The organism is Aureibacillus halotolerans (assembly GCF_004363045.1).
Lineage (GTDB): Bacteria > Bacillota > Bacilli > Bacillales > DSM-28697 > Aureibacillus > Aureibacillus halotolerans.
In genome coordinates, this window is the sequence record NZ_SNYJ01000017.1 from 58087 (window position 1) to 80935 (window position 22849).

General features: G+C 44.5%; 31 protein-coding genes. 5 read left to right on the forward strand and 26 right to left on the reverse strand.

The features are described from left to right. Window positions 1-35: 35 nt before the first annotated feature. Together EV213_RS16330 and EV213_RS16335 are read right to left on the reverse strand one after the other, a co-directional pair. Entirely contained in the window at window positions 36-458 is a 423-nt protein-coding gene (locus tag EV213_RS16330; RefSeq protein WP_133581628.1) for a hypothetical protein, read from the reverse strand. A gap of 73 nt (window positions 459-531) precedes the next feature. After that, window positions 532-939, reverse strand: coding sequence for a cytidine deaminase (locus EV213_RS16335; protein ID WP_133581629.1), 408 nt, complete (start codon window positions 937-939; stop codon window positions 532-534). A gap of 96 nt (window positions 940-1035) precedes the next feature. Between EV213_RS16335 and EV213_RS16340 the strand changes: the two genes are divergently transcribed. Continuing rightward, window positions 1036-1452, forward strand: coding sequence for a ferritin family protein (locus EV213_RS16340; RefSeq protein ID WP_133581630.1), 417 nt, complete (start codon window positions 1036-1038; stop codon window positions 1450-1452). On the opposite strand, the gene EV213_RS16345 is transcribed toward EV213_RS16340, so the two are convergent. The 6 genes from EV213_RS16345 to EV213_RS16370 all read right to left on the reverse strand — a co-directional run bounded on the left by EV213_RS16345 (window position 1449) and on the right by EV213_RS16370 (window position 6990). Continuing rightward, window positions 1449-2147, reverse strand: a complete 699-nt coding sequence (locus EV213_RS16345) for a response regulator transcription factor (protein ID WP_133581631.1) — start codon at window positions 2145-2147, stop codon at window positions 1449-1451. The two genes, EV213_RS16340 and EV213_RS16345, sit on opposite strands and share 4 nt — an antisense overlap. Next, complete coding sequence (locus EV213_RS16350) at window positions 2125-3642, reverse strand: sensor histidine kinase (RefSeq protein ID WP_133581632.1); 1518 nt, start codon at window positions 3640-3642, stop codon at window positions 2125-2127. The genes EV213_RS16345 and EV213_RS16350 overlap by 23 nt, the downstream gene beginning before the upstream one ends. 15 nt (window positions 3643-3657) lie before the next feature. Further along, window positions 3658-4377: an ABC transporter permease gene (locus EV213_RS16355; RefSeq protein ID WP_133581633.1), complete on the reverse strand. Its 720-nt coding sequence runs from the start codon at window positions 4375-4377 to the stop codon at window positions 3658-3660. Continuing rightward, window positions 4374-5153, reverse strand: coding sequence for an ABC transporter ATP-binding protein (locus tag EV213_RS16360; RefSeq protein ID WP_133581634.1), 780 nt, complete (start codon window positions 5151-5153; stop codon window positions 4374-4376). Before EV213_RS16360 ends, EV213_RS16355 begins: the two co-directional genes overlap by 4 nt. Next, window positions 5150-6109 carry a hypothetical protein gene (locus EV213_RS16365; protein WP_133581635.1) on the reverse strand — a complete coding sequence of 320 codons (960 nt, stop codon included), beginning with the start codon at window positions 6107-6109 and terminating at the stop codon, window positions 5150-5152. The genes EV213_RS16360 and EV213_RS16365 overlap by 4 nt, the downstream gene beginning before the upstream one ends. A gap of 308 nt (window positions 6110-6417) precedes the next feature. Then, complete coding sequence (locus EV213_RS16370) at window positions 6418-6990, reverse strand: GNAT family N-acetyltransferase (protein ID WP_133581636.1); 573 nt, start codon at window positions 6988-6990, stop codon at window positions 6418-6420. A 114-nt stretch (window positions 6991-7104) separates the two neighbouring features. Between EV213_RS16370 and EV213_RS16375 the strand changes: the two genes are divergently transcribed. Continuing rightward, the gene (locus EV213_RS16375; protein WP_133581637.1) at window positions 7105-7467 is read left to right on the forward strand and encodes a nuclear transport factor 2 family protein; all 363 of its coding nucleotides are present in this window, start codon (window positions 7105-7107) and stop codon (window positions 7465-7467) included. On the opposite strand, the gene EV213_RS16380 is transcribed toward EV213_RS16375, so the two are convergent. The 3 genes from EV213_RS16380 to EV213_RS16390 all read right to left on the reverse strand — a co-directional run bounded on the left by EV213_RS16380 (window position 7454) and on the right by EV213_RS16390 (window position 10425). Next, the gene (locus EV213_RS16380) at window positions 7454-8263 is read right to left on the reverse strand and encodes a GNAT family N-acetyltransferase (protein ID WP_133581638.1); all 810 of its coding nucleotides are present in this window, start codon (window positions 8261-8263) and stop codon (window positions 7454-7456) included. The genes EV213_RS16375 and EV213_RS16380 overlap by 14 nt on opposite strands. Before the next feature lie 42 nt (window positions 8264-8305). Then, window positions 8306-8857 carry an ATP-binding protein gene (locus EV213_RS16385; protein WP_243740221.1) on the reverse strand — a complete coding sequence of 184 codons (552 nt, stop codon included), beginning with the start codon at window positions 8855-8857 and terminating at the stop codon, window positions 8306-8308. 128 nt (window positions 8858-8985) lie between these two features. After that, complete coding sequence (locus EV213_RS16390) at window positions 8986-10425, reverse strand: sulfatase family protein (RefSeq protein ID WP_133581639.1); 1440 nt, start codon at window positions 10423-10425, stop codon at window positions 8986-8988. Between the two features lie 315 nt (window positions 10426-10740). Between EV213_RS16390 and EV213_RS16395 the strand changes: the two genes are divergently transcribed. Together EV213_RS16395 and EV213_RS16400 are read left to right on the forward strand one after the other, a co-directional pair. Then, window positions 10741-11118 carry a BlaI/MecI/CopY family transcriptional regulator gene (locus EV213_RS16395; protein WP_133581640.1) on the forward strand — a complete coding sequence of 126 codons (378 nt, stop codon included), beginning with the start codon at window positions 10741-10743 and terminating at the stop codon, window positions 11116-11118. A 9-nt stretch (window positions 11119-11127) separates the two neighbouring features. Further along, a complete protein-coding gene (locus EV213_RS16400) occupies window positions 11128-12324 on the forward strand; it encodes a M56 family metallopeptidase (RefSeq protein WP_133581641.1) in 1197 nt (398 codons plus the stop codon). Between the two features lie 247 nt (window positions 12325-12571). Here the strand turns inward: EV213_RS16400 and EV213_RS16405 are convergent, their stop codons facing one another. The 10 genes from EV213_RS16405 to tmk form a co-directional block, all read right to left on the reverse strand. Further along, window positions 12572-12955: an NUDIX hydrolase gene (locus tag EV213_RS16405; protein WP_133581642.1), complete on the reverse strand. Its 384-nt coding sequence runs from the start codon at window positions 12953-12955 to the stop codon at window positions 12572-12574. Next, window positions 12952-13821, reverse strand: coding sequence for an aminoglycoside phosphotransferase family protein (locus EV213_RS16410; protein ID WP_133581643.1), 870 nt, complete (start codon window positions 13819-13821; stop codon window positions 12952-12954). The genes EV213_RS16405 and EV213_RS16410 overlap by 4 nt, the downstream gene beginning before the upstream one ends. Before the next feature lie 55 nt (window positions 13822-13876). Beyond that, window positions 13877-14758, reverse strand: coding sequence for a phosphotransferase family protein (locus EV213_RS16415; RefSeq protein WP_133581644.1), 882 nt, complete (start codon window positions 14756-14758; stop codon window positions 13877-13879). 71 nt (window positions 14759-14829) lie between these two features. Then, window positions 14830-15219, reverse strand: a complete 390-nt coding sequence (locus tag EV213_RS16420) for an amidohydrolase family protein (protein ID WP_133581645.1) — start codon at window positions 15217-15219, stop codon at window positions 14830-14832. 64 nt (window positions 15220-15283) lie between these two features. Then, complete coding sequence (locus EV213_RS16425; RefSeq protein ID WP_133581646.1) at window positions 15284-15661, reverse strand: hypothetical protein; 378 nt, start codon at window positions 15659-15661, stop codon at window positions 15284-15286. 48 nt (window positions 15662-15709) lie between these two features. Beyond that, complete coding sequence (locus tag EV213_RS16430) at window positions 15710-16024, reverse strand: ArsR/SmtB family transcription factor (protein ID WP_133581647.1); 315 nt, start codon at window positions 16022-16024, stop codon at window positions 15710-15712. Then, a complete protein-coding gene (locus tag EV213_RS16435; RefSeq protein ID WP_133581648.1) occupies window positions 16021-16455 on the reverse strand; it encodes an SRPBCC domain-containing protein in 435 nt (144 codons plus the stop codon). Before EV213_RS16435 ends, EV213_RS16430 begins: the two co-directional genes overlap by 4 nt. 109 nt (window positions 16456-16564) lie before the next feature. Beyond that, entirely contained in the window at window positions 16565-17095 is a 531-nt protein-coding gene (locus tag EV213_RS16440) for a GNAT family N-acetyltransferase (protein ID WP_166639363.1), read from the reverse strand. A gap of 18 nt (window positions 17096-17113) precedes the next feature. Next, complete coding sequence (locus tag EV213_RS16445; protein WP_133581650.1) at window positions 17114-17728, reverse strand: HAD-IA family hydrolase; 615 nt, start codon at window positions 17726-17728, stop codon at window positions 17114-17116. A gap of 42 nt (window positions 17729-17770) precedes the next feature. Beyond that, window positions 17771-18409: a dTMP kinase gene (gene tmk, locus EV213_RS16450; RefSeq protein WP_133581651.1), complete on the reverse strand. Its 639-nt coding sequence runs from the start codon at window positions 18407-18409 to the stop codon at window positions 17771-17773. Window positions 18410-18879: 470 nt separating this feature from the next. Between tmk and EV213_RS16455 the strand changes: the two genes are divergently transcribed. Then, window positions 18880-19290, forward strand: a complete 411-nt coding sequence (locus EV213_RS16455; RefSeq protein ID WP_133581652.1) for an SRPBCC family protein — start codon at window positions 18880-18882, stop codon at window positions 19288-19290. Window positions 19291-19341: 51 nt separating this feature from the next. Here the strand turns inward: EV213_RS16455 and EV213_RS16460 are convergent, their stop codons facing one another. The 5 genes from EV213_RS16460 to EV213_RS16480 form a co-directional block, all read right to left on the reverse strand. Beyond that, complete coding sequence (locus EV213_RS16460) at window positions 19342-19866, reverse strand: DUF402 domain-containing protein (protein WP_133581653.1); 525 nt, start codon at window positions 19864-19866, stop codon at window positions 19342-19344. 80 nt (window positions 19867-19946) lie between these two features. After that, the gene (locus EV213_RS16465; RefSeq protein ID WP_133581654.1) at window positions 19947-20261 is read right to left on the reverse strand and encodes a DUF3221 domain-containing protein; all 315 of its coding nucleotides are present in this window, start codon (window positions 20259-20261) and stop codon (window positions 19947-19949) included. Between the two features lie 268 nt (window positions 20262-20529). Continuing rightward, window positions 20530-21285 carry a GNAT family N-acetyltransferase gene (locus tag EV213_RS16470; protein WP_133581655.1) on the reverse strand — a complete coding sequence of 252 codons (756 nt, stop codon included), beginning with the start codon at window positions 21283-21285 and terminating at the stop codon, window positions 20530-20532. 144 nt (window positions 21286-21429) lie between these two features. Continuing rightward, window positions 21430-22353, reverse strand: coding sequence for a GNAT family N-acetyltransferase (locus EV213_RS16475; RefSeq protein WP_133581656.1), 924 nt, complete (start codon window positions 22351-22353; stop codon window positions 21430-21432). 65 nt (window positions 22354-22418) lie between these two features. Beyond that, window positions 22419-22676 carry a hypothetical protein gene (locus EV213_RS16480; RefSeq protein ID WP_133581657.1) on the reverse strand — a complete coding sequence of 86 codons (258 nt, stop codon included), beginning with the start codon at window positions 22674-22676 and terminating at the stop codon, window positions 22419-22421. Between the last annotated feature and the right edge of the window lie 173 nt (window positions 22677-22849).

Below are 22849 nucleotides of genomic sequence, written 5' to 3' on the forward strand. Positions count from 1 at the left end.
TTGAGGCACTTTCATTTTAAGTGGCGCTCCCTATTTTAATGTGCACGAACGTCAACAACAAATCCATAGAAACTATCATAGCCGTTGTCCCATATAGCATGTATTTCAAAATAATAGGTTCCTTCATCATCTGGTAGAAATATCTCACCTTCTGTCATAGGATACTCAGCTTGTTTATGATCATCCAATTGTTGAAGCATGATTTTATCCGGAGGGTTTGCACTCGGGAATTCAAAAGTCATTTTACTGCCTGGGGATACGTTCGTTGAAATCTTATGTTCAAGTGCCTCTATACCTCCAACCTTATCAAAACAACCTAAATGCCAACAATAACTTTGCTGATATACATCTATTTCTTCATTTCCTGACATGAGTTCAGGCATCGGAGGCGTTTGTTTTGAACAAGCACTAGTTATCACTGCACAGAATGCTATTAATACTAAAATCACTCTATACACAAAAAGCCCCCTTATTCTCACCCCTTCGTATCCTCTGAAGTCTCTTTTTCATAAAAGTAGGTGCTGTGCCTTGTTATTTATCCTCTCTGTATGCGTTAAACCAATGGTATGGCTGAACTTCTTCTAGCGTTTTAAAAACAATTGCGGATTCTTCTGATGTGACGGCGACTTTAACGGTGGGTCCCCAGTAAAAAAGGCGTTCTTGGCAAACACCACAGGGAGTCAACACCTTAAAGGCCGCGTGTTCATCATCGCGCACGACACAGATGGAGTGCGTAACTTCTGTATTGCGTTTGTGTGCTTCTAAAATGGCTCCAGTCTCAATACAAAGCTCAGTGGATGCGTTGATTACCTCAGGGGCAACGCTTGTGAGCACCTCACCTGCCGTCGTACACATGGCTGCGGCACCTCCCCAACCAGTCGGATAACGTGTTTCGATGAGTCGCACCGCTTCTTCGTACAACTGCTGTTCAATAGTCATTCCAATCCTCTCCATTCTTCAACTTCTTCCCCTTGCTACATTCACGAACACTGCCTCACTTGCATAGGCTACTTCGAATGAAAGGGGTTCATGCCTATGTATGATCAGCGACCAACGACGTCACTGAGTGATGAGATTGCCAAAGCGATTAACGGAGAATACAGTGCGATTGTTTGCTACAAAAAGCTGGCGTCCTTGACGCAGGACGAGACCATCCGTAAGAGAATCAATGAAATCCGCCAAGACGAAAAAAAGCATTTTCATGCCTTCTCGCAGATTTATATGTCTCTTACAGGAACGCAACCCTCCCCTCAGCTAACTGAACAATGCCCTTCGACGTATGAAGAAGGTCTGCGATTTGCGTTTACAGACGAGCAGGAGACTGTTGATACCTACTTAGACATTGCCGACAAAACGACGATTCCGTACATCAAACAAACGTTTACAAGAGCCGCTGCAGACGAGCAAAACCATGCCGTTTGGTTTTTGTCCTTTCTCCAGCAGCTTCGCTAGACTTTAAAGCGATACCCAACACCCCATACTGTTTCAATCCATTGCGGGTGAGCAGGATTCGGCTCTATTTTTTCACGAAGACGACTTACATGGACAGTCACAGTAGGTAATTCTCCAAAGGAATCAAGCCCCCAAATGCGCTCGAACAAGTCTTCCTTAGAAAACACACGATTCGGGTGAGAGGCGAGGTAGAGCAGCAGGTCGTACTCTTTTGTCGTGAGTGTGACCTCTTTGTCATGGACGAACACCTTCCGTGGAGGCTGATCAATACGCAAAGCGCCAAGTTGAAGCAGTTCTTTTTGGCTCGATGAGGCGGCTGCGCCTGACGTCAACCGATTGAAGCGTGCCAAATGTGCCTTTACGCGGGCAACAAGTTCTCCGACGCTGAACGGCTTGACGATATAATCGTCAGCCCCTAAACGAAAGCCACGGATTTTATCAATTTCTTCTGTTTTGGCGGAAATCATTAAAATCGGGATGTCCTTTGCCTCTCTCACGGCTTCGCAAATTTGATATCCATCCATTCCTGGAAGCATAAGATCAAGCAACAGCAAATCATAGGCTCCTTCAAGCGCCATTTTCACGCCATCCGTGCCGTTGGTAGCGATGTCCACTTCGTACCCACTCGCCTCTAAGTAATCCTTTTGCACCTCAGAAATGACCTCATCATCCTCAATGATCAATAGCTTCGTCATGGCGTTCACCTTTTTCCTTTGTCCCCGTTATTAACGTAAAGTGAATGCTTGTTCCTTCACCTTGAACGCTTCTCGCCTCAACCATTCCCCCATGTGCTTCAACCATTTGCTTCACAATTGCCAAGCCCAAGCCACTTCCGCCTGTGTCCGTGCTTCTCGACGCATCCGTGCGATAAAAGCGATCGAAAATGAGTGGTAGTGCTTCTTTTCCGATGCCACGGCCATTATCAGACACCGTGATCTCCACCTCTTGATTCTGCTGATGTTCCTGTAAAGAGAAATGGATGGTTTTCTCGGCCTTATCCAGATGCTTCACGCTATTGCTCGTGATGTTATTCAGAATACGGCCAAGCTTTTCACGATCTGCCTCGACAAGCACCGCATGGGCAGGCCCTTCATAGGTCAGCTGAACGTTCTGGTATTGTGGATGATGACCAAGCTCTTTAACGTATGCCTCGAGAAAGGCATTCAAGTCCAGCTCTTCAAAATAAAACGGAAGTCGCTTTAAATCAAGCTTAGAGTACAAGAACAGCTCTTCAATAAGCCCATCCATATGGGTCGCTTTGCCGTAAATCATGCCAATGTACTGCTGTCTCTTCTCCTCAGAACTAGCAATGCCGTCACGCAGCCCCTCCGTACAAGCAATGATGGCTGTAATCGGGGTTTTTAGGTCATGAGAAATGTTCGCCAAGAGCTGCTTACGATTTTCTTCTGCCTGAAGCTCCGCTTGAATAGAAGCTTTTAAACGAAGCCGCATTTCTTCAAAGGATTCTCCGACTTTGCCAATTTCATCTTTCTTTCTCGGTGCTAGCTCATAGTCAAGGTTTCCATCCTTAATTTCTTCTGCAGCCGCCTTCAGTTGATGTAACGGCTTAATAATGCTGCGCGAGACGAGAAAGGTGAGAAATCCATTTGTCCCTGCCACGACGAGAACGACAAACGCTAGCACAGCGAAAAACAGCCAGCGAGCGGTATCTGAAATACGATCCTCCTGAATGACATACAGCGTGGCATCGCTCCCATCCTGAGCAATAAATTCTTTCTTGTCCGCAGAATACAGATTGCCACCAAGCTCCAGCTCGTTGTCGTTCCACCCTTCTCCTCCCTCATGAAGGGCTTGCATAAGCTCGTTGCTCGTATAACCTGATCCAAACCACGGGGACACGTAAACAGGCGCTGCGTTTTTCTCAACGACAATCGCCATCTCTAACGTTGTTAACGTCTCTTCTATCTCGCGAAGATAGCTTTCATCCTCCAGACGCTGCGGTTCATGCTCCGCGATAAATTTTAAACCGCCTTCCCATTCAGAGAGCTGCACCAAATTGGCACGGAATTCCTTCATGCTTTTCACATCGCCTAGTATGCCTACTGTGGCAGGTCCAATTTGGTTATTGATTACGAGCGAAACAAGTATTGCCCCTGTTCCTGCAAACACAACGATAGGGACAACGATCATTGCAATATAAGAGAGCAGTAGTTTTTTTCGAATGGACATCAGCGAACGCTCCAGTTACCATGATTTTCCGACAAAGCGATGCATGCCAGTTGTAAACCCAAGTATACCGTATGCTACCAAAAAGGCGAAGCTCGTGATTGCCGTAAGGGACGACACATCGGTGTACGACAACGGGGACCATACAGCAACGGTTGGCCAAATCAAAGGCAAGCCTTTAAGGGCAGCGTATAGCAGCACACAGACGACAAAAGCCGTCGTTGCGGTTTTGAACCATTGCACGACAAACACGGTGAGAATGCCTAGGATGAGCATCGGGAAAAAGGCAGTAGCGAAAGCACTTAGGCTTTCTAAAGTGCCTACGCTCCATTCGCCAGGTAGAAAAAGACCAGCGATGAGAGAGGACACCCAAGACACGAGCAAGACAACGGCAGAAACAAACCCGAGGAGGACGACTTTGGCCGTAAACAATTTCGGTCTCGTCACAGGCTGAAGCAGTTCGAGCTTCATCGTACGCTTGACGCTTTCTCCGGTGAAAGCATCAATCGCCGTAACGAGCAAAAAGAATGGCAGTACCACTGTCGTCAAAATGGCCAGCATTGTATAAGGCAGGTCACCACTCACTACAACAGCAATGCCCGCATTGCTTTGCGCGAGCCCTACTGCCCAAGCAAGCAGTAACGGCAAAAGGGAGGCGCAGAGCAGCAGCCAGCGGTTTTTGCGTTGCAGCCACCACTTGTCAATTTCGTTGTAGACAGCGTTTTTGAAGCTCGTCATTGTCCTGCACCTCCTGATGTGATTGCTTGCGCGTAGAGTTCTTCAAAGGTATGCTGCTTTCCCTGCAGGTTATTGACTGGACCTGCCTGTAGCAGCATTCCATCCTTCATAAACCCAACATGGGTGCACAGCCGTTCCATTTCACCTAAAAGGTGGCTTGAGATGATGAAGGTGACCCCATGTTCCTGGGACAATTCCGTAATCAACTGCCGTACAAGGGTAATTCCTTCAACGTCAAGCCCATTGGTAGGTTCATCAAGCAGGACAAGCTGTGGGTTATGCAAAAGAGCTCTTCCAAGCGCTAAACGTTGCTTCATCCCAAGCGAGTAGCGACTGACCCGTTCTTTTTTATAAGCACTCAAGCCCACTTGATCAAGAACCTCGTGAATGCGAGCGGCCGACACGTCTTGCTTATAGCGTGCAGCGATTTTCAAATTTTGATACGCATTCATGTACATATAAGCGTCCGCCTGCTCCACGACACAGCCGACACCTTCCATCGCTCTTTCAAAGTCGTTCTCCAAATCGTGACCAAGCAAGGAGATTTCCCCTTCATCAATCTTACATAGCCCAGTCATCGCCTTTAGCAATGTCGTTTTCCCAGACCCGTTTGGTCCAAAGAGACCAAAAACCTCTCCCTTCCCTACTGTCAAATGGATGTTATGAATCCCTCTGCCACCTTTTTTATAGGCATAGGATACGTTGGTCAGCTCCACTGCGGAAAGCGAGGGAGCTACGACACTTGTCGTCAGCTCTGCCTCTTGCCGTTGCATCATCGTCGGTCGAATCCTTTGTCGTGCTTATCGATATCGACCTGCTGTACGTCTATTTCATCCAATGAAAGCTGATCAGGCGTCGTATTGTTAAAGGCGGAGAACGAAGCTTCCATCGTTATCGTTAGCTCATGGGCTTCACCAGTCTCATCTTCTCCAGTTACCGTCACTTCAACTGTCTGGTTTTGCAAGTGACCCGCTGCATCAACGGTAGCATCAAGTTCAATAGAAGCCAGGCGAACGTTATTCGTCAACTCCGGCATGTCGGGCTTATCTAACGGTTGAAAAAGTTCTTTTAAAGGAGAGTCTTCATGCTGTTCTCCTCGCTCTGCCCATGGTGGTCCGAACGAATCACCCTTTTCATCCGCATCGTGCTGGATCACAATTGGTGCCACTGTTCGAACAATCGCAGGGATCTCATTGCCAGAGAGGTCCAGTTCTAGCTTCGTTGATCCATCCTCCTGTTGAACGGCTTTAACCTGGTCCTTTACGTCGCCGACAAGCGCATCAATGACTTTCTCTGCTTGGGGATGGGGTCCTTTCGCATGTGCCTCCCAAGCATCATCCTCACCCTCGTCGTCTGAAGAGATGATGTGGTAGTAAAGGGCTTTAGATGGATTTCCTACATACATTTCCTCGTTCTGTCTGAAGGCCTGTAATGTTTGTGCTTCATTCCCAGCAGACGCCAATTGGAGAGTACCACTCACTTCTTTGTTTGCTTTGTCCAGCTTCACATCAGCGTCTACGGCCATCTCTTGTGCACCGTTGTCTGTGACAGAGACTTGAACATTTGCCGTCACACTGTCCAGCGTACTGTTTGCCTTTAAAGCCTGCTTGTAGATCTCATACCCCGAGGTGCTGGCACTTGCGCTAAAGCCGCTCCCTACAAGCAAAGCCGCCCCTAATGTAATCGGTGTACCGTACGACAACCAACGTTTGACTGTTGTTTTCTTCTTCAATCATCTCACTCCCTTAATTTTTGAACCATCTGTGTGTGGCTCTTAAATATAGGATAAACACCAAACCTAACACCGTCGTAACGTAAATCTAAACAAATTCTAAACTCGATTTTTTTGTGGAAAAAGAGAGAGAAATGAAGGATGGTGAAAGGAGGTTGGTGAACTTAGCGGCTTAGGAAGCGAGGGGCAGATTCACTAACAAGGAGAAAAGTGGAAAGCGAGCCTCTAGAATGGTGGAGCGAGCCCTTATAACGTAAAGCGAAGACTCGAAGGAGGATGCGAGCGCGCCAATGAACATCCGGTTTCTTCTACAGTAGCTTCTCAAGTCCATTGCACTCATGAACACGTTCGAACAATGCCTTTATCTTCACTCCCTCATCTCCGTAGTAATGGCCAAACGCCTGCAGCACATGCAGTCCGTCAATAGGAGAGCTCACCTCCTCCTTGCGATCCACGTATACGTGTAGGTAGGAATGAAAGTGGGTGAAGCCGTTAGTTTGATACCAGTTCAGCACAGGCGCATCATCTCGCGTCCATGCTTCTACATATCGAAGACCCTTTTCTTTAGCGCGATCCTCTGCCTTCTGCAGCAATTTCCGCGCAATGCCCTTACGTTGATGGTCTGGATGAACGGCGAGATGCCAGATCATGCCTCCAAGACCGTGATCACGAGTACAGATAGTTCGTTGCTCCGACTCTATCTCAACGTCGATCAGACCAATCAAATGATTGTTCTCCACGGCCACAAGCTCAATGGAGTCATTGGCGTATGTTTCTTTTTCGCGGAGCACGTTGTCATAATAGGCCGTATTTAAAAAGGATACTACCCGACAACGCAGCCACCCTTGTTCATCTTCCTTTTGATACGGTCGTATTTGCATAGTGGCCTCCTAAACGAAATTGTTATTAAAAAAATTCGCCAACGTTTACGATTGCTATGTTAGATTAACAAGACAACATTCTATTGAAACAATTAATTCTAAGGAGGTCTTTCGATGCATGACGAAACAAAGTTGTCCCACCATATACGCTCCCATGAGGAAGCATTGCTTACCAATGCCATTCGCACCTCACCTGAAGGACTTTCTGCTCTCCTTGCCGACGAATTTTTTGAATTCGGCAGTTACGGGCGGATATGGACAAAAGCCGATTTCCTCGTTGATGGAGGTATCGGCGAAAGAACCATTGATCTAAACGATTTTTCCATTCGGAAGCTGGCGGATGACGTCGTGCTCGCCACCTATCGCATTCATGATAAGACAACGCACAAACATTCGTTACGCAGCTCCATTTGGAAGCATAACCACGACGAATGGCAGATGGTGTTCCATCAGGGGACGTCAACTACGACGGAATAGGCCCCCATACCGCTTTTGTATAGGCCAACTGCATGCCACAGCGCTGCATGTTGCGTTGGCTCGCACTGGCAAAGGTGGCTTGTCCAACGAGCAGTTCACATCCCTGTGACACCGCTTGTTCCATCCGTGCATGCAAGAGGGCTTTGTGTACACCACGACCTCGATAGTCTGGAAGTGTTCCCGCCGCAGCGAGCGTCGCTACATCGTCATGAACGTGCATCGAGGCGATTCCAGCAGGCGCTCCATCCATAGTGGCAAGGTAAAACGACCAGCCTGGCTCATCGTATAAAATGACATTATTCTCAGCGATGGCTTCGTAAAGAAACGCAGGCATTGAAAACGACATTCCGTACAGTTCAGCGTAAAGTTGGAAATCATCCCTTGCTAATTGCCTGACCTCTACATCTTCTGTCGTATGCACTGGTTTTTTACATGCTCCCACCAGCGCACCATGAAAACTGAGGTGATGCAGTCCGCGCTTCGAGAGTGTCTGAAATGATTCCGTTTGAAGCATTCCAGGAACGACATCAATTCGATAAGGCATATTAGCGTCATCAAATTCCGCGAGTATCATGTCTAAATAAGGCATGGCCTCATTCCGCAACCCCATGAGCTTATTGAAGCCTCCTCCTGGAATACCGGGTGTGAGAAAAAGCATGGCCTCCCCAAACCTGTGCATTTGCACTCGCATCGGGTTGCCTTCCCGCTTTTGAATCCCTTTCAATCGCGATAAAAGCGTATTCATTTCAGCTCGCTCCACTCGTTCTGCCAGCTGTTGAGTGATTGGAAGTGTCATAGATATAACTCCTTTAAGGTGAATTTTTACTCTTGAATGTGTTTATGATCCTTCCTGTGCCAATTGGCAGATGCGTAGCAACATTTCATTCATGTCTTCATGCTCTTTTATTGTAAACAAAACGTCAGCTTCCTTTGTGTGAGGAAGCTCTACTGTTCCGTCTTGAAATTGAAGCACTTCTTTAAAGGATGAGGCTGTTCGTAGAATATCCTTTCTTCGATGGCTATTGGTGATTCGTTGCTTTAACACATCATCAGGCCAATCAAAATGGACGAGTACGCGTACAAATCCGTTCTTATGAAAGCGTTCAAGGAGTTCACTGCGTGCCTGACGTCTAAGGTTTGCATTACAAAGAATTAAATGGTGGTCTGTTTCTTTTATTGCATAATCAACAATGGTTTGTGTGAGCGCATACTTTAATCGATTTGGTCCTCGTTTAGGAAGCATCGATGCATAGTTTTCAAGCAGAAATGCAGCATGAACATCCTGATCAATCACTGTAACGTTGGTTAGCCTTTTTTCCAATGCTCTAGCAAATGTTGTTTTACCGCTATGCGTTTTCCCTACCGTCATGATCACTATTCGCTTGTCCATGCTTCCGCCTCACTTTCTATAAGTAGAATTCAACTTTGAAAAGCTTTTTCCAAGTCTAGTAGATCTAGAAAAGCCAACGGAGATATAATGTTACACCTCATCTCGTTTACATTCCGGGAGAATGTATTTCACCACGGAGACTGTCTGATCGGCAACGGATCGGCGGTTTGAGCCATTCGATCACATAAACGTTGATAGAGCGATAACTTGATCGTTTGGTGCTCTGGCTGATGCCAGACGTTGATTGTTTCATTTGGATCAGCGTCCAGATGATACAATTCTCCGGTAGTCTCCCCATGATAGACAACCAACTTGTATTTTTCGGTTCGTAACATTGTCGCATAGGCAACGTTGGTTCCATGTTTAAAATTGGCGTTGTAATGCTCACAATAAACGTCATCTCGGTAGTTATAGTCGGCATCCTCTTTAACGAGCACATCCCACAACGACTGACCTTGCATTCCTTCATATACAGGTTCGCCTGCCGCCTCTAACAATGTAGGTGCTAAATCAATGAGCTCGACGAAACGATCAATTCGCTGATTCCCTCTAATCTTCTCTGGCCAAGACATAATGAATGGCACTCTAATAGATGGTTCATAAAAATGGGGCCCTTTTAAATAGATGCCATGATCCCCAAGCAATTCCCCGTGATCTGACATGAAAATGATGATGGTATTCTCCAATTGCCCTGTTTCTTCTAAGGAATCAATCATTCGCCCAACCTGTTCGTCAATCAGATCGATCATCGCCCAGTAAGCTGCACGAAGCATTCGGTGGTCTTTTTCATCCATCTCCGAGGAGGCAAGGTGTCCTTTCATTCCATACGCCCCCTCATGATCTGTACGTTGGTACACAGGCTTATTGCCGAGCTCTCCTTCTGTAAAATTAGGCAGCGGAATGTCTTCTAACCGTTCCAAATAGCGTTTCATGTATTGCTGCGGTGGATCAAACGGGTGATGGGGGTCAAACATATTAACAGAAAATAACCATGGCCGCTCCTCGTTTTGATTGTCCTCAAAAAACTGGACAGCCTTTTCCGCACACCATGTTGTTTGATGATGTTCAGCGTCAGGTCCGTACGAAACATGTCGGCATTCTTTCATCGGCTGTGGCTTATACGACTGCCCTTTTGCCCGCAACCATTGTGTATATTCATTTGTTGGCCAATCCGGTCCCGGGTGATGGGACCAGTGAAACTGTGCATACCCATCATCTATCCTCGGTTCAATAACCGGAGCCACGGACGGGTGGCACGGCGAAAGATGCAGTTTCCCCGATAAGCCACACGTATACCCAGCATCCGCAAGGATTTTCGTCACCAACACCTCATTTTTCGGAATCGCCTGACCATTTTGCCGACAACAATTCGTTTGCGGATACCTCCCCGTTAGAAAACTCGCCCGGCTCGGCGTACACACAGGACTCTGACTGTAACACTTTTCAAAAAGCACACCTTTTTCCGCCAACCGATCGATATTAGGTGTTTTCACAAACTCATTTCCATAGCATCCCAGCGTATCAAACCGCTGCTGATCGGTACATATCCATAGAATATTTGGTCTCACTTATACCACTCCCTTTAAGGAATAATAAGAAACAACCTACTTTTGAAGTATAGAGGACTAGTGCTTAATCTCCTAGTTCTTCATGAAGACCTGTTTCTCCTTTTTATAAGCGACTACAGTGTTCGCCCACTCTCTCCCTGTTTAATGTGACTTAAAATCGGGCTACTCAACGACAATAACAAATATCCGTAGCAGTACCATTTTTAAATTTTGGTTTCCTTCTTGACAATAACTACAAGACGTAGTAAATTAACATCACTACGAAAAGTAGTAATAACCTGTTATGGACGCATAACAGTGTAAGAGGTGTACGCCATGAACATTGCGCAAAAGTTGTCTGACACAGAATTAGAAGTGATGGAGGTGATCTGGGAGCAGGAAAATCCTGTGACATCAAGCGAGTTATTGCAGGTTTTCGCTGATAAAGGAAGACAGTGGAAGTCACAAACCATCTCTACGTTTTTGTCTAGGTTGGTTGAAAAACAATATCTGAGGATTGCTTCACGGAAAGGACGAACGAACTCGTACGCACCGTGCCTCTCCAAAGCGGATTACAAAATTCGTGAAGCCCAAGATGTTCTTAATGGGTATTACGAAGGGTCGGTCAGAAATATGGTTTCCGCGCTATATGATGGCGAAAAGCTTTCTGATGAGGATATTGATGAGCTGAAAAAATGGCTCTCAAAAAAGTAGGTGCCTACGATGAATACTATTCTTGATACGCTGTTTTCACTGTCTGCTGCTGGAAGTGCTGTCGTAGCTTGCATGTTGCTGCTAAAACTCGCTTCGCAAAACATCTTCCCGGCAAAGTGGCGTTACATGATTGGTAAAATGGCGACCGGGTTTTATGTCGTTCCCATAGCCGTCGTCGTTCCATGGCTATCGTTTACTTTGCCATCTACTGGCGAGTCTATGACTAGAATGGATCAAGGTGCTGTATCTTCTTCACTGAAAGCGTCGGGTATGACGACAATCTCAATAGAATTCAGCTACTTGATTATCGCAGTCTGGGCAGCTGGAGCCGTGGTTTTCCTTACTTGGCAACTATGGTGCTACCACCGTTTTGTCAAGGAGCTCGAAGCACAAGCATCGCCAATTGCGGTAGATCATGAACTGCTGCAACAATTAGAAGAAATCAGACACAACATTGGCGTGAAAAGATCCGTCAGTCTCAAACAATGCTCCAGTGTTAAAAGCCCGCTTCTCGTTGGCTTTTTCAAACCAACAATTGTCCTTCCATCGGATTTCAGCCCTATGGACGTAGACATGGACATGATCCTTCACCACGAGCTTGTCCACCTGAAGCACAACGACTTATGGGTCAAACTGTTTGTCCTTTTCGCCAATGCCATCCATTGGTTTAACCCGTTAGCCTATTTGCTTCGGAAAGAAATCCATGTCTGGAGCGAATTCGCATGTGACGAGGAAGTAGTGAAGGAAATGTCCCACGCTCAGCGTATTCGCTATGGTGAGACTCTTCTCCATGTGATTGCAGGCAGAACGAACGCGCCGAGCCAGTTTTGTGCCACACTTTCCGGTGACGGAAAATTAGTAAAAAGGAGATTGATACGAATGCTCGCTATGAAAAAACTGAAAAAGAAGACGGTCGCTTTGGTAACTACATCACTCATCATTGTTGGTGCCACCGGAACTGCCGCAGCTGCCTTAGGGTCTGACAGCACGCCTCCAGTGGATCAGTCTGCAGCCGAGCCTGACAATGCCACGGGATTTAGTCACGAAGAACAACTGAAAATAGCCAAAGAGGACGGTTACTTTTACGAGGACGGTTACTTCCACGATGGCAATGGGAACATAGGTGTCTTCCCGATCAAAGAACTTCCGCCTACCGATCAGGCGAGAGTAATCAACGAGGACTCTGTTCCTCCAACGGATCAATAATAAACGATCATTGTGATAAAACGGTGACCAAGCTTTGCTTGTAGGTACCACCCTCCTAGAAAGCATAAGCTAACAGGCTGATGAGAAACGTTCGCTTTCTTTGTTGCTTTGCCTTCTCCGGTTCTCATTGCCCTAATGGTAACTCCGAGACTCAGAAGGCTTTGCGTTTAGATAAGACAAGCGTTTTCTCTCAGCCTGATTTTTTTACCATTGTCTCACCAGTCATTCTTAGCGTCCAACAGTCTTGTCACACTAACGTCTTTACCATCTCCGCCACATCCACTGGCCTCACATCGAGCTTACTTAGCACGGAAAGCTCCACCCAAACAGGTTCGTAGCTTCCTCTACCTTCCGTAAATTCTTTTCCTGTCCCTGTTCCAAATGCTCCTTCAATGATTTGCGCAAAATAGTAAGTTTCATTGCCATTGGATTCAATAGTGGTTAATGTACTGCTAATTTGAACGGTCACACCAAGCTCCTCAAACGCATCTCGCTTCGCTGCCTGTTCTGTCGTTTCGCCTGCTTCTACGCCGCCCCCTGGAAACACATAATACGTCGCTCCCTCTCTCACTCGTCGAATAAGTGCGACCTGTTCTTTCTCGATAATGATAACCGCCGCTCGTTCTCTCATGTCGCTGAGATCAACCACTCTTTAAGAAATGGATTTCTCGCAATGGTTCGTTTTACGTTTTGAATGGTCTTTTGCCTTAACGGTACGCGGTCCAGTCGGTATAGCAAAAGCCATCGCACACAGGCAAATGCTTCGAAAACATCGATTTCATCCTGATCCGTCTCTGTTTCTTCCCAATAGGCAGACTGAAATGTGGCTGCCTTGCTGTCCGATATATAAATTTTCATTAAAAGCGTTGACCAAGCAACGTCATAGCGATCATCTCCTACCTGCACATTTGTCCAGTCGATCACGGTAAAGTCGCCATTCTTTTCAATAATATTCTCCATATGAAAATCGCCATGAATGATCCGATCCTGTCTGATCTGTACGTGATCAAACAGCAGCTTAAGTGTGGCAGTGAGATCAGGATATGCTTGCGCTTCAGAAAAGAAATACGCTTTGAATTCGTAGACAGGGAATGACACTTCTGCTATGTTTTGAACGTCAAGTTGGTGAATGCTTTGCAGAATGTGAGCAAATGCACGCATCGATGCATTGTTCAAATTTTCAATGGCATCTCCATCAAAGGTTGTTAAAAGCACCTTATTCCCATGCTCATTTGTCCCCCATCCTAAAGGCTCTGGGACGGCTAACCCTCGTTCTGCAAGAAGAAGTAACAACTGATATTGAAGCTGAATGTCCGGCTCGTGCACCTTGTTCCACACTTTTAGCACAAAACTTTCTTGCGGGGCACATACCTTGATGACCTCAGCTTCCGTGCCTTGATTCATCGTTTCTGTTGTGAAGCTTGTGTGTTGTTCCAGCAGCTGATCAAGCCTTGTGGTTTTGTCAATCCATTCTATATGGTTGATTGAGAGGTTCACTGGTTTGTTCGTCCTTCCAGATGATATGGGGGAAAGCTTTGAGATGTATCTCAGTTTAAAACAAAACTTTCTGGTCTAGCCACTCCTTTACCGGTACTCTCCCCTGGACTTCAAGCAGCCGATAAAGATAACGATAGGGCATGCGGCACTCTTTTAAGTAAGGCAGGGGCAACACACGTGTATAACCAACCTTGAATGCTTCCGCAGCAGGCGCATCTAGAATATACTCCAAACCAATGAAGTCAAAGGCTCTCGGCGCAATCACGTAGGCTTCCGTGTCAACAAGGCCGGTAATCGAGACTTGATCAGAAAGAAACTGTGTTGAATCCATGTCCACCATGACATACGCGGTTGACGTTGGAGCTGGCAATTCCTTAAGTTGGACCACCATATTGGGCAGACTGGTTGCGATGTCTTGATCTTTCGAATAAAATCGGCTGATCATCGCCTCCATAACATCAATGCAATGGGTGTGAAAATGTTCCAGCTTTACTTGGAAATCGCCTGTTGGGCTCCCCACATAGGTATGCTCCTGCTTGTGAATGCAGGCAAGCCCTTCGCCAAGACTTTCAAGAACCGAAGCAGGCTGATCTTCAAACTGCTGTAGCACGTCACCTTCCACTTTCTCCACGATCACACATTCTCTTTGACCGATGAATCCTTTTTGAAGTACTCGCGGGACAGGAATTTCTTTTAGTTCTTGCAACGCATTGTTTATGTTTTCAAGCTGATGCACTCGCCTTGGATCAATGCCAAAAAGCTGCTGGCACCCCCACCAAAATGGGCTGCTTGGCTCACCCATCATTCTAGATGCTCGAACAACCACTTCTTGCTTGGGAGTCCTCACAAGCCAAACATCGCTGGCATGACCTTCATAACCAGGACTTAATGCACGACACTGCAAAATTCCCTCTTTAAACAGGTGCTGGAGTTTCATAGTTTATGTCCTTATGATTTACTGAGAGATTCACTGGTCTGTTCTTCCTTCCAAATGGTATGGGGGAAAACTTAACCCTCGGGTAATGCCGTGTACATGACAAGTTTGTCATTTTCTTTAACTATCATGTGATCTATGGAGACTTCATTTTTTATTTGATATATTTCCGTTCCAACAGGAAGTTTAGTAGACATAAAATTGGTGAATTTCTCGCCCTTCGAATACATACTTTCAATTTTTCCCGCTAGGTCTCCTACTTTGTCCATCCCGACTTTAATTTCTTCATTTCGTAAGTACACTACGTCATTAAGAAAAAAGAAATCCGCAGAGGGGTCATTCTCGATCGTAAAATTCGCTACGCTTTCCATACTCGTTGTAGTTACAATCTCGCTCTCAGACTCATTTGGTTCACTACACCCTGTAACAAGCACAATGAATAGAACCATTAGAAGCCGTTTCATGACGACCACCCCATACTACTCAAATTTGATGCAAGCGTTCAAATGCTTTAGTTTAGGGAAAAGCTTAACCTTCTACCAATGTTGTGTACATAATAAAATTGGCATTTTCTTTAACAATCATTTGATCCACCGTATTATCATTTTTAACGTGATATATTTCTGTTCCAACTGGAAGTTTAGTAGACATAAGATCCTTTAATTTCTGGTCTTTCGAATAAATACTTTCAATTTCCCCCGCTAAGTCGCCTACTTGCTCTGGTCCGACTTCAATTCCCTCGTTTCTTACGTATGGTCGGTCATTAAGAAAAAAGAAATTCGCTGACGGATCACTTTCGATTAATTTATACGCTTTGCTCGCGGTAATAGAGATGCTTTCGGTGCCATTATGAACACATCCCGTAGCTACTACTGCTAATAAGAAAATTATTACTATACGCTTCATGACAACCACCCCATACCACTCAAATTTGATGAGCTCGTAGAAATCAATTCATTCCTCGCTCTCCAACATCGCTTTCAATCGTTGAAGTCGTTCCTCTGACCTTGTGCCGATTGCTTCCACCCATGCCGTCAATTCATTCAGCGGTGCTGTCGATAGCTCATAACGTTTATCTCTCCCTTGCTGTTGAACCGTTACTAGAGCCGCTCCTTCGAGCACATTTAAATGCTTGAGGATGGCTTGACGAGTGATCGGAAAATTACGGGAGAGTTCTGTTGCCGTTTGTGGACCTTGCGCAGCAATCGTCTCCAGCAGGTCTCTTCGTACAGGTTCACCAAGGGCTGTGAAAATGGCTTCTGCACTCAATGAGGCAAACTCCTACCGTCAACAAACGCTTGGAGATTTTCGAGCGACAGCTGATAGCCCTCTTCCGTCAATTTTGCATCTTCCTCTGTGTCATAGCCTGTTTCCGTCAAGGTCACGAGAGTTCCGCCATCCTCCTCTTTTAAAATAAAGGAAGTGACCGTCGTCGGTTCATCCACCCAACGTAACGAAAACCTGGACAACAGGTCCAATGCATCGATTGTCGCCTCCATCGTAACGACCTCTGTCCCCTCGTGATACGCATTTGGCGAATGGTGAAAAAATGCCGGTTCCCCTACCTTCAGCTCCGGAATCTCCCAAGGCGAACCTGGCGAATACCATTGTGAAAGCATATTTTCGTCTGTGACAGCTTGCCAAACGCGCTCCCGAGTCGCGTCAATCCAAATACTGCGTAATACTGTGATTTCTGGCATGATACATCCTCCTCAATATATATGTGCAACTTTATTGTTGCACATATAATATCATACAATTCAGTCTCCTGCCAACACAAAAAAGACTGTGCGCAAAAACACCACAGCCTTATAGCTCCTTAATCATATGAATATCCTCTGGTTCGAGAGAATACAAATCCTCATTCACCTTTGAGGCAAGTGTACATCCGTAGTTCAAATAAAACCCAACCGCAGATTCCGTTTCCGTAGCGGATATGTACAAGCGTTTTGCTCCTCGTTCCTTTGCCAGTTCGCAGACTCTATCCATCAATCGTTTTGCTATCCCTTGCCTACGATATTGATCACTGACATACATGAACGACATTTGCAGCTCATCTTCATGTTCCCCAATAAATGTGTTCCCAAGAACCGCTATGCCAACCAATAGATTTTCGTCAAAGGCGCCAACAAGCTTTCCCTCACCTTCAAGTTTTGCTGCAAGCATTTTAATGTTCTCTTCGACTTGCGCCTCATTCCACCTTGGAACATCATTATTCTGTTCAACGGTCTTCAGAGAACCCCCTTCGTAAACGTACATAAGCCGCACTTTCTCTGACCTGTCAATCTCCCTTATTCTGTGAAGCTCTTCTTTCTCCATGTCCCTAATGTTTATCTCCATTTCATTGCACCTCATTGATTAAATGATCGAATACAGCTCCTGAAAGGTATGTATTGTGACATCCGCATACTCACTTTTCTCATGTGCCTCAGCAAAATAACAAGCGTCAATGCCTGCATTTTTCCCTGATTGTAAATCTAGCTCTCGATCACCGATCATAATTGCTTCTGCCGGGTCCATTGAATATTTTTCGATCAAGTAACGGAGCGCTGCCGGATTTGGTTTTCTCTCGAAGCCATGTGTGGACGTTATACAGTCTGTGAAATAGCCATACAATCCATGCATTTTCAATAATTCAATTGAAGATTCGCCTCGATGCGTGTACAAATAATTTTTCCTGTCTGTATCTTGGATATGCTGACAGATCGTTTCAATTCCTTCAAACGGTTTTGATACCTTTAGCTCATCTGCTTTTTTACTTTCTTGGTAGGCCTTTAAACGATCGATGTTGATCTGATGTTCCTTCTCGTAATGTTGCAGCGCAAAGGTCGCAGACACCTTTAGTCTTTTTAGTACGTCTGACATCGGCTCTTCCAACCCTTGTTCCATAAGGGCTTCCTGAAAGGTCTTTGCCATGACGGGGTACGTGTCAAAAAGAGTCCCATCAAAATCCCAAATGATGTGCTTGTACATGTGAGTTCTCCTTCTTTTGTTAGTCTTTATCTATTCTATGGACTACAGTTCATCGACAATGCTGAACACCTGATGGCTCGCTTCCTCAATAGGTAATGAGGATGAATTCAACATATGCGCCTTAAACATTTTTCCTACGTCACGATAAGCGTGAAGGCTCTTCTTCAAATGGTCGCGCTCTACATATGAATCTTCAAAAGACCTCCGCTGTTTGATGCGTTGAATGGAGCTTTTCAAATCCACATCCATAATAAAGGCAGCATCAGGCCGTAGAATATAGGAAATTATTTCGTTCATCCAAGGCTCCGGGCGATGCCCTCTTGTAAGAAGCGTGGAAAGCATCGTGAAAATATAACGATCGCAAACTACATAGGCCCCTTTCGCTAACGCCGGCTCAATCACCTCTTTACTATGCTGTAGGCGATCTGCAAGCATATAGAGCTGAAGGGCGCGATAATCAATTTGGTCTCGTTTTTCAGGTTCATAAATGAACGTTTTAAAAATAGCCAACTCTCTCATTTCAGGAGTTGGCTGCATCGTGACAACAACGTCATGACCCTTGGCACGCAAATATGCAGCAAGCTTCTCGATCATCGTCGACTTCCCCGAGCCATCCACACCGCAAAACGTAATCAATTTCCCTGGAACGTTTGGGTGGTTTTCCCTCAAATCACTAAACATCGGCTCTCCTCTTTCTTTTTTGGTGGTTGATTTAATCGATGAGATTAAAGAAAAAGCCAGCGATTATACACGCCGACTGTTCGTCTAGTTTGATTTCTTGTGGTCGTTTGATGATGAATATTTCCTAGGAGCGAATTTCTGTGAGGTGTTCGGCTTGATCAGCAACCATAGTGCGAATCGTTTCAGTACCTCTTTTAACGGTTTCAACGTCTGATCTGACTACGTGTCAAACCTTATGTTGAAGCCGTGCATTGTGTCTTGTATCGTTTGTAGCATGGAAAGCATTTGTTTGTTGTCGGACATGTCAAATCACACTCCTAGTTAGATTAGTATAGCATGGGTTGGAGGTGTTGAGATGGACTGGACTTTATTCTTCAGCATGTTTTTTCAATAAAGCAATCAAGAAGAAATGTCACGTATCTCCTTTGCTACAATGAAAGGAAGACTAAAAAACCAAAGGAGGCACAGACATGAATATTGAACATTTGCTAAAGGTCAAAGCGCCCATAGCGGACGTTTATCGCACTCTCACCACTGAGAAGGGATTGGCAGCGATGTGGACACGTGATCTGCGAGTAAGCGAGGATGTTGGCGGGGTAAGTGAATTCCGATTCGCCCCAGACGACGATAAGACCGACATGCGCATCGACCAGCTAGTGCCTAATCAAAAAGTTGTTTGGTTTTGTATCGATTCTCACCCCGAATGGATCGGCACAAAGATCTCATTCGACTTAACTGAAACGGCAGGCGTAACGACCATTATTCTGCGCCATATGGAATGGCGAGATGTCACGGACTATTATCGACTATGCAATTACCATTGGGCCATGTTTCTGTTGAATTTGAAACAGTACTGCGAGAAAGGGATCGTTTCGACCTAATACATGAGCTTTGACAAAACCTTTCTATGTGAAACCATCAGAAAGGTTTTCTTATGTAGAGAAAGAATGGTGCATTTCAATGCCCATCGTATGTAACACGGTTTCATTAAAAGGAAATTCGGCACGTTTTGCTTTCTCTTGTAGCCGTACCAGTGCGTTCCGTGCCTCTTCTTGAAGCTCTAATGGGTACTTATATTTTAGAAGATTCTCCTCAAACTCGTCTTCGTCCACAACGGTCCACGCTTGGTTCTTTTCCTTTACGAGATCAAGGTCTAAATCAATAAAATGCAACTTGTTCTCTTCAAGCACTGACGGCATCGCCACGTTACAATAATAGGAGACAATCTGCCCCTGCTCGAATTCGATGGCCACAGTGCACCACTCTTTAAAAAAGAAAATTTCTAGCGAGGTATTGTGAATCGTAAACACGTTGTTCTTTGTATGATGAATCAGCTCTCTGCCCGGTTTACAGAGGACCGCAATATACTCATCCGTTTGCAGTAATCGTTCGCCGTGCCATTCATAATGCAGAACATCCGGGTATTTCATAGCGTTTAAATGAATTGTTTCACTCATCAAATCTCTCCTAAATGGGATAGTAAAATACGTAACGTCATTGAACAAAAGTTATGAGTTGCTGGCGTTCATGCAGTACATTATTCTGTAGTGACAATTTTTGTTGCTACTCCTTGGACAGGATAGCTTTCTCGATATTGTCCCGTCGTCCATACTTTAATCTTATCTCCAACATCCGCATCATACGCAACGTCCTTTGTCACAAGGCTGTACAACATTGACCCTTCAGAACCGTTTGATATAAGGATTGTCGTAGCGTCCTTTTCTTGCACAATTCCTTCCAATACATCCCTCGATGAATTAGGCACCTCACTTTGCGTATCTCCTTCACTACAACCGATTAATAAGGTTACACTCAAGACACCAATCAAAAATATATGTATGAGCGCTTTCATAATGGACCTCCTAGAAAGACGATTTAATCTGCGCAAACCAAATATATTAGGATTATAAGCTTCACCAAAGAAGGATGATCCATAGAAATATAAAAATAAACGGGAATACCACAGCTGAGATTTTAAGCGTCTTTTTCGGATGTTTAGCTACATTACGGAAGTATAAAGGAATGCCAAGTGTAAGGACATCGAAAAGGAGCAATGCAAAAAAACTCTTTTTAGTTTGCATATTCCTCTACCTTCAAATGAGCTAATCGAGGAAATAACTTCATGCCTTATTTTCCTGCAATAGCTTAACAAATTTATTCTTCGTCTGAGGATGATAAGAAATGATTCTTCCTTCAAAAACCACCGTAAACACGCCAAAAGGTGTAGGAGATTTCTGTTGTGCCATTTCGAAATGGTCCAATTCGATGACTTTTACATTAATATCAAGTTCTTCTGCCGCCTCATTTAAGTTGAGTACAGCGTCGTGAATAAAAGGACACTGGTCTGATTTAAAAACTGTTATTCCATCGCTATAGTCTTTTGCTGTTTCCTGCCAGTCGTAAAAACGTGGAGTGCCTTCACCATTGAAGTCCAATGCCATTAGTTCAAACTCTGCAATCTGATCAACAAGCCGAAAACCCTTTTTCTCAAAGAACGTTTTATTAGGCAACCATCCTCTTTCGCTCGTCACTAATGCAACCCCAGATAAGTTCATAGCTTTTGCTTCCCTTATACATTCATTTAATAACGTACTACCGAACCCCTTCCCCTTATTTTTTCCGGCGATCCAAAAACAATGAATGACCATATATTTCTTCGCGTTAACAGCTCTCCACGTGAATTCACCTGGAATGTATTCAATAAACCCTCGTTGCTTCCCGTCTTCTTGAATGATCTTTAGACTTAACCCATCCTTAAAACGTTCTTTCAACCATTGTAACTTGCTTTGATACCCTTCTTCTTTCGGTTTACTCCTCATGCAAAAAAAACCATATGTATGAACATTCTCTGAGGTCACGTTGATCATCTCAAACATGTTTTTCGCCTCGTCTCGTAATCATTTTGGCTCATAGTATCGACCTTAAAATCCGGATAAATGATTCATTATTCATGTTAAAACATAGATCTATGATTTGTTAAGCTGATTTTCCTCTCCGTGCCTACTTGTCCAATCATTGTCTTATGATTGCTGTTTCTTATAAACCTCAAGCAACTCGCTCACATGTATTCCATCAATCGTCATTCCTTCCAGATTACAATTGACAATGGACAGATTTTGAAGATTCGAGTCTAGTATGCTGCTGCCCATAAGCTCGCATCTTTCCATGACCAGCGGTATTTTATCTTTGCCAGTTCCCAGCTTAATATCGTGTAAATAAGCCCCCGCCATCGAGACATGGCAAATCTCGGTAGCGTTCATATTAGAATCTCCGAATACAGAATGGCTCATATTTGTATTGGTGTACCGATTATGACTTAAATTGCTGTTTTGATATACGACATGACTCATATTCATATTTGTATAGTGTGCGCCTTGCAAATTAACGCTATAGAAATCAACATTTTGCATGTTGCAATGACGGAAATTGTGATGGTTAAAATTTTTATCGCACGTATACTCATCCTGATTATGACTTTCTTCCTCTATAGTTTTAAAATAATATCGCTCATACTCATCCTCGCCCGCCAGCTTGTAACCCATCTTCTCGTAAAAATGGTGGTTTCGCGTGCTTTTTTGAAAAGTATCCAACGTCCATAGCTTGACCTGCGGATACATACTCTCAATTAGTGTAATAACCGTCGATCCTATACCCTTGTCTTGCCAAGAGGGATCGATAAAGAGTCGATCTAATCGCGCATGCTCTCTGCCTGTATGCGAGATGAGAATAACGCCCGAAAGTTCTCCATCGAACAATATTTTAAAATAAGCTTCATTCCACTGATGGTATTTTTGCATATCAACAGAATCAAAGCCGGGAATGTAAGGCCCATCGCCATCCTCATACCACCTTTTCCTTTCGTTATTTTCTACGGAAACCATCATTTTCGTGATTGCTTCAGCGTCATCTTCATTTGCTCTTACCAACTGTACTTTCCCTTTCATGAAAACGTCTCCTCATTTTCCTTAATTTTTTATTTGTAAATTTAATCCAGACATTATATCGGCACCTATGTAATCGTTTCTTCAATGACAGCAATAGCCTTCGATTTCGATAAATTTATGTACTCGATAATATCATTAAACTTATATACTTCAAGTTCGCAACCCTTGTTTTTTTCTATAATTCCAAAATCTCCGTACATCTCTTCAATAAATTTTTGTAAGTCGTCATGAGTTACATCATCTATTTCTCTCGGGAGTTCATCAAATCCCAACCAATTTTTAAGGTATCCCATATCATAATGACAAAGCAGTTTTGTATTCATTTTTCTAAAATCTGAATGCCATCTTTTTATAAAGGTCGGATCTAAATCTTGCTTCTGTTTCAATTCATACGGGTAATAGTGTAACCGTCAACCCCAATTGGACATTTTTTGCTCATTAACGATGAACACTTTTTAGTCTTTAAATATCTTCTGCTGATGCTTTAATCGATGAC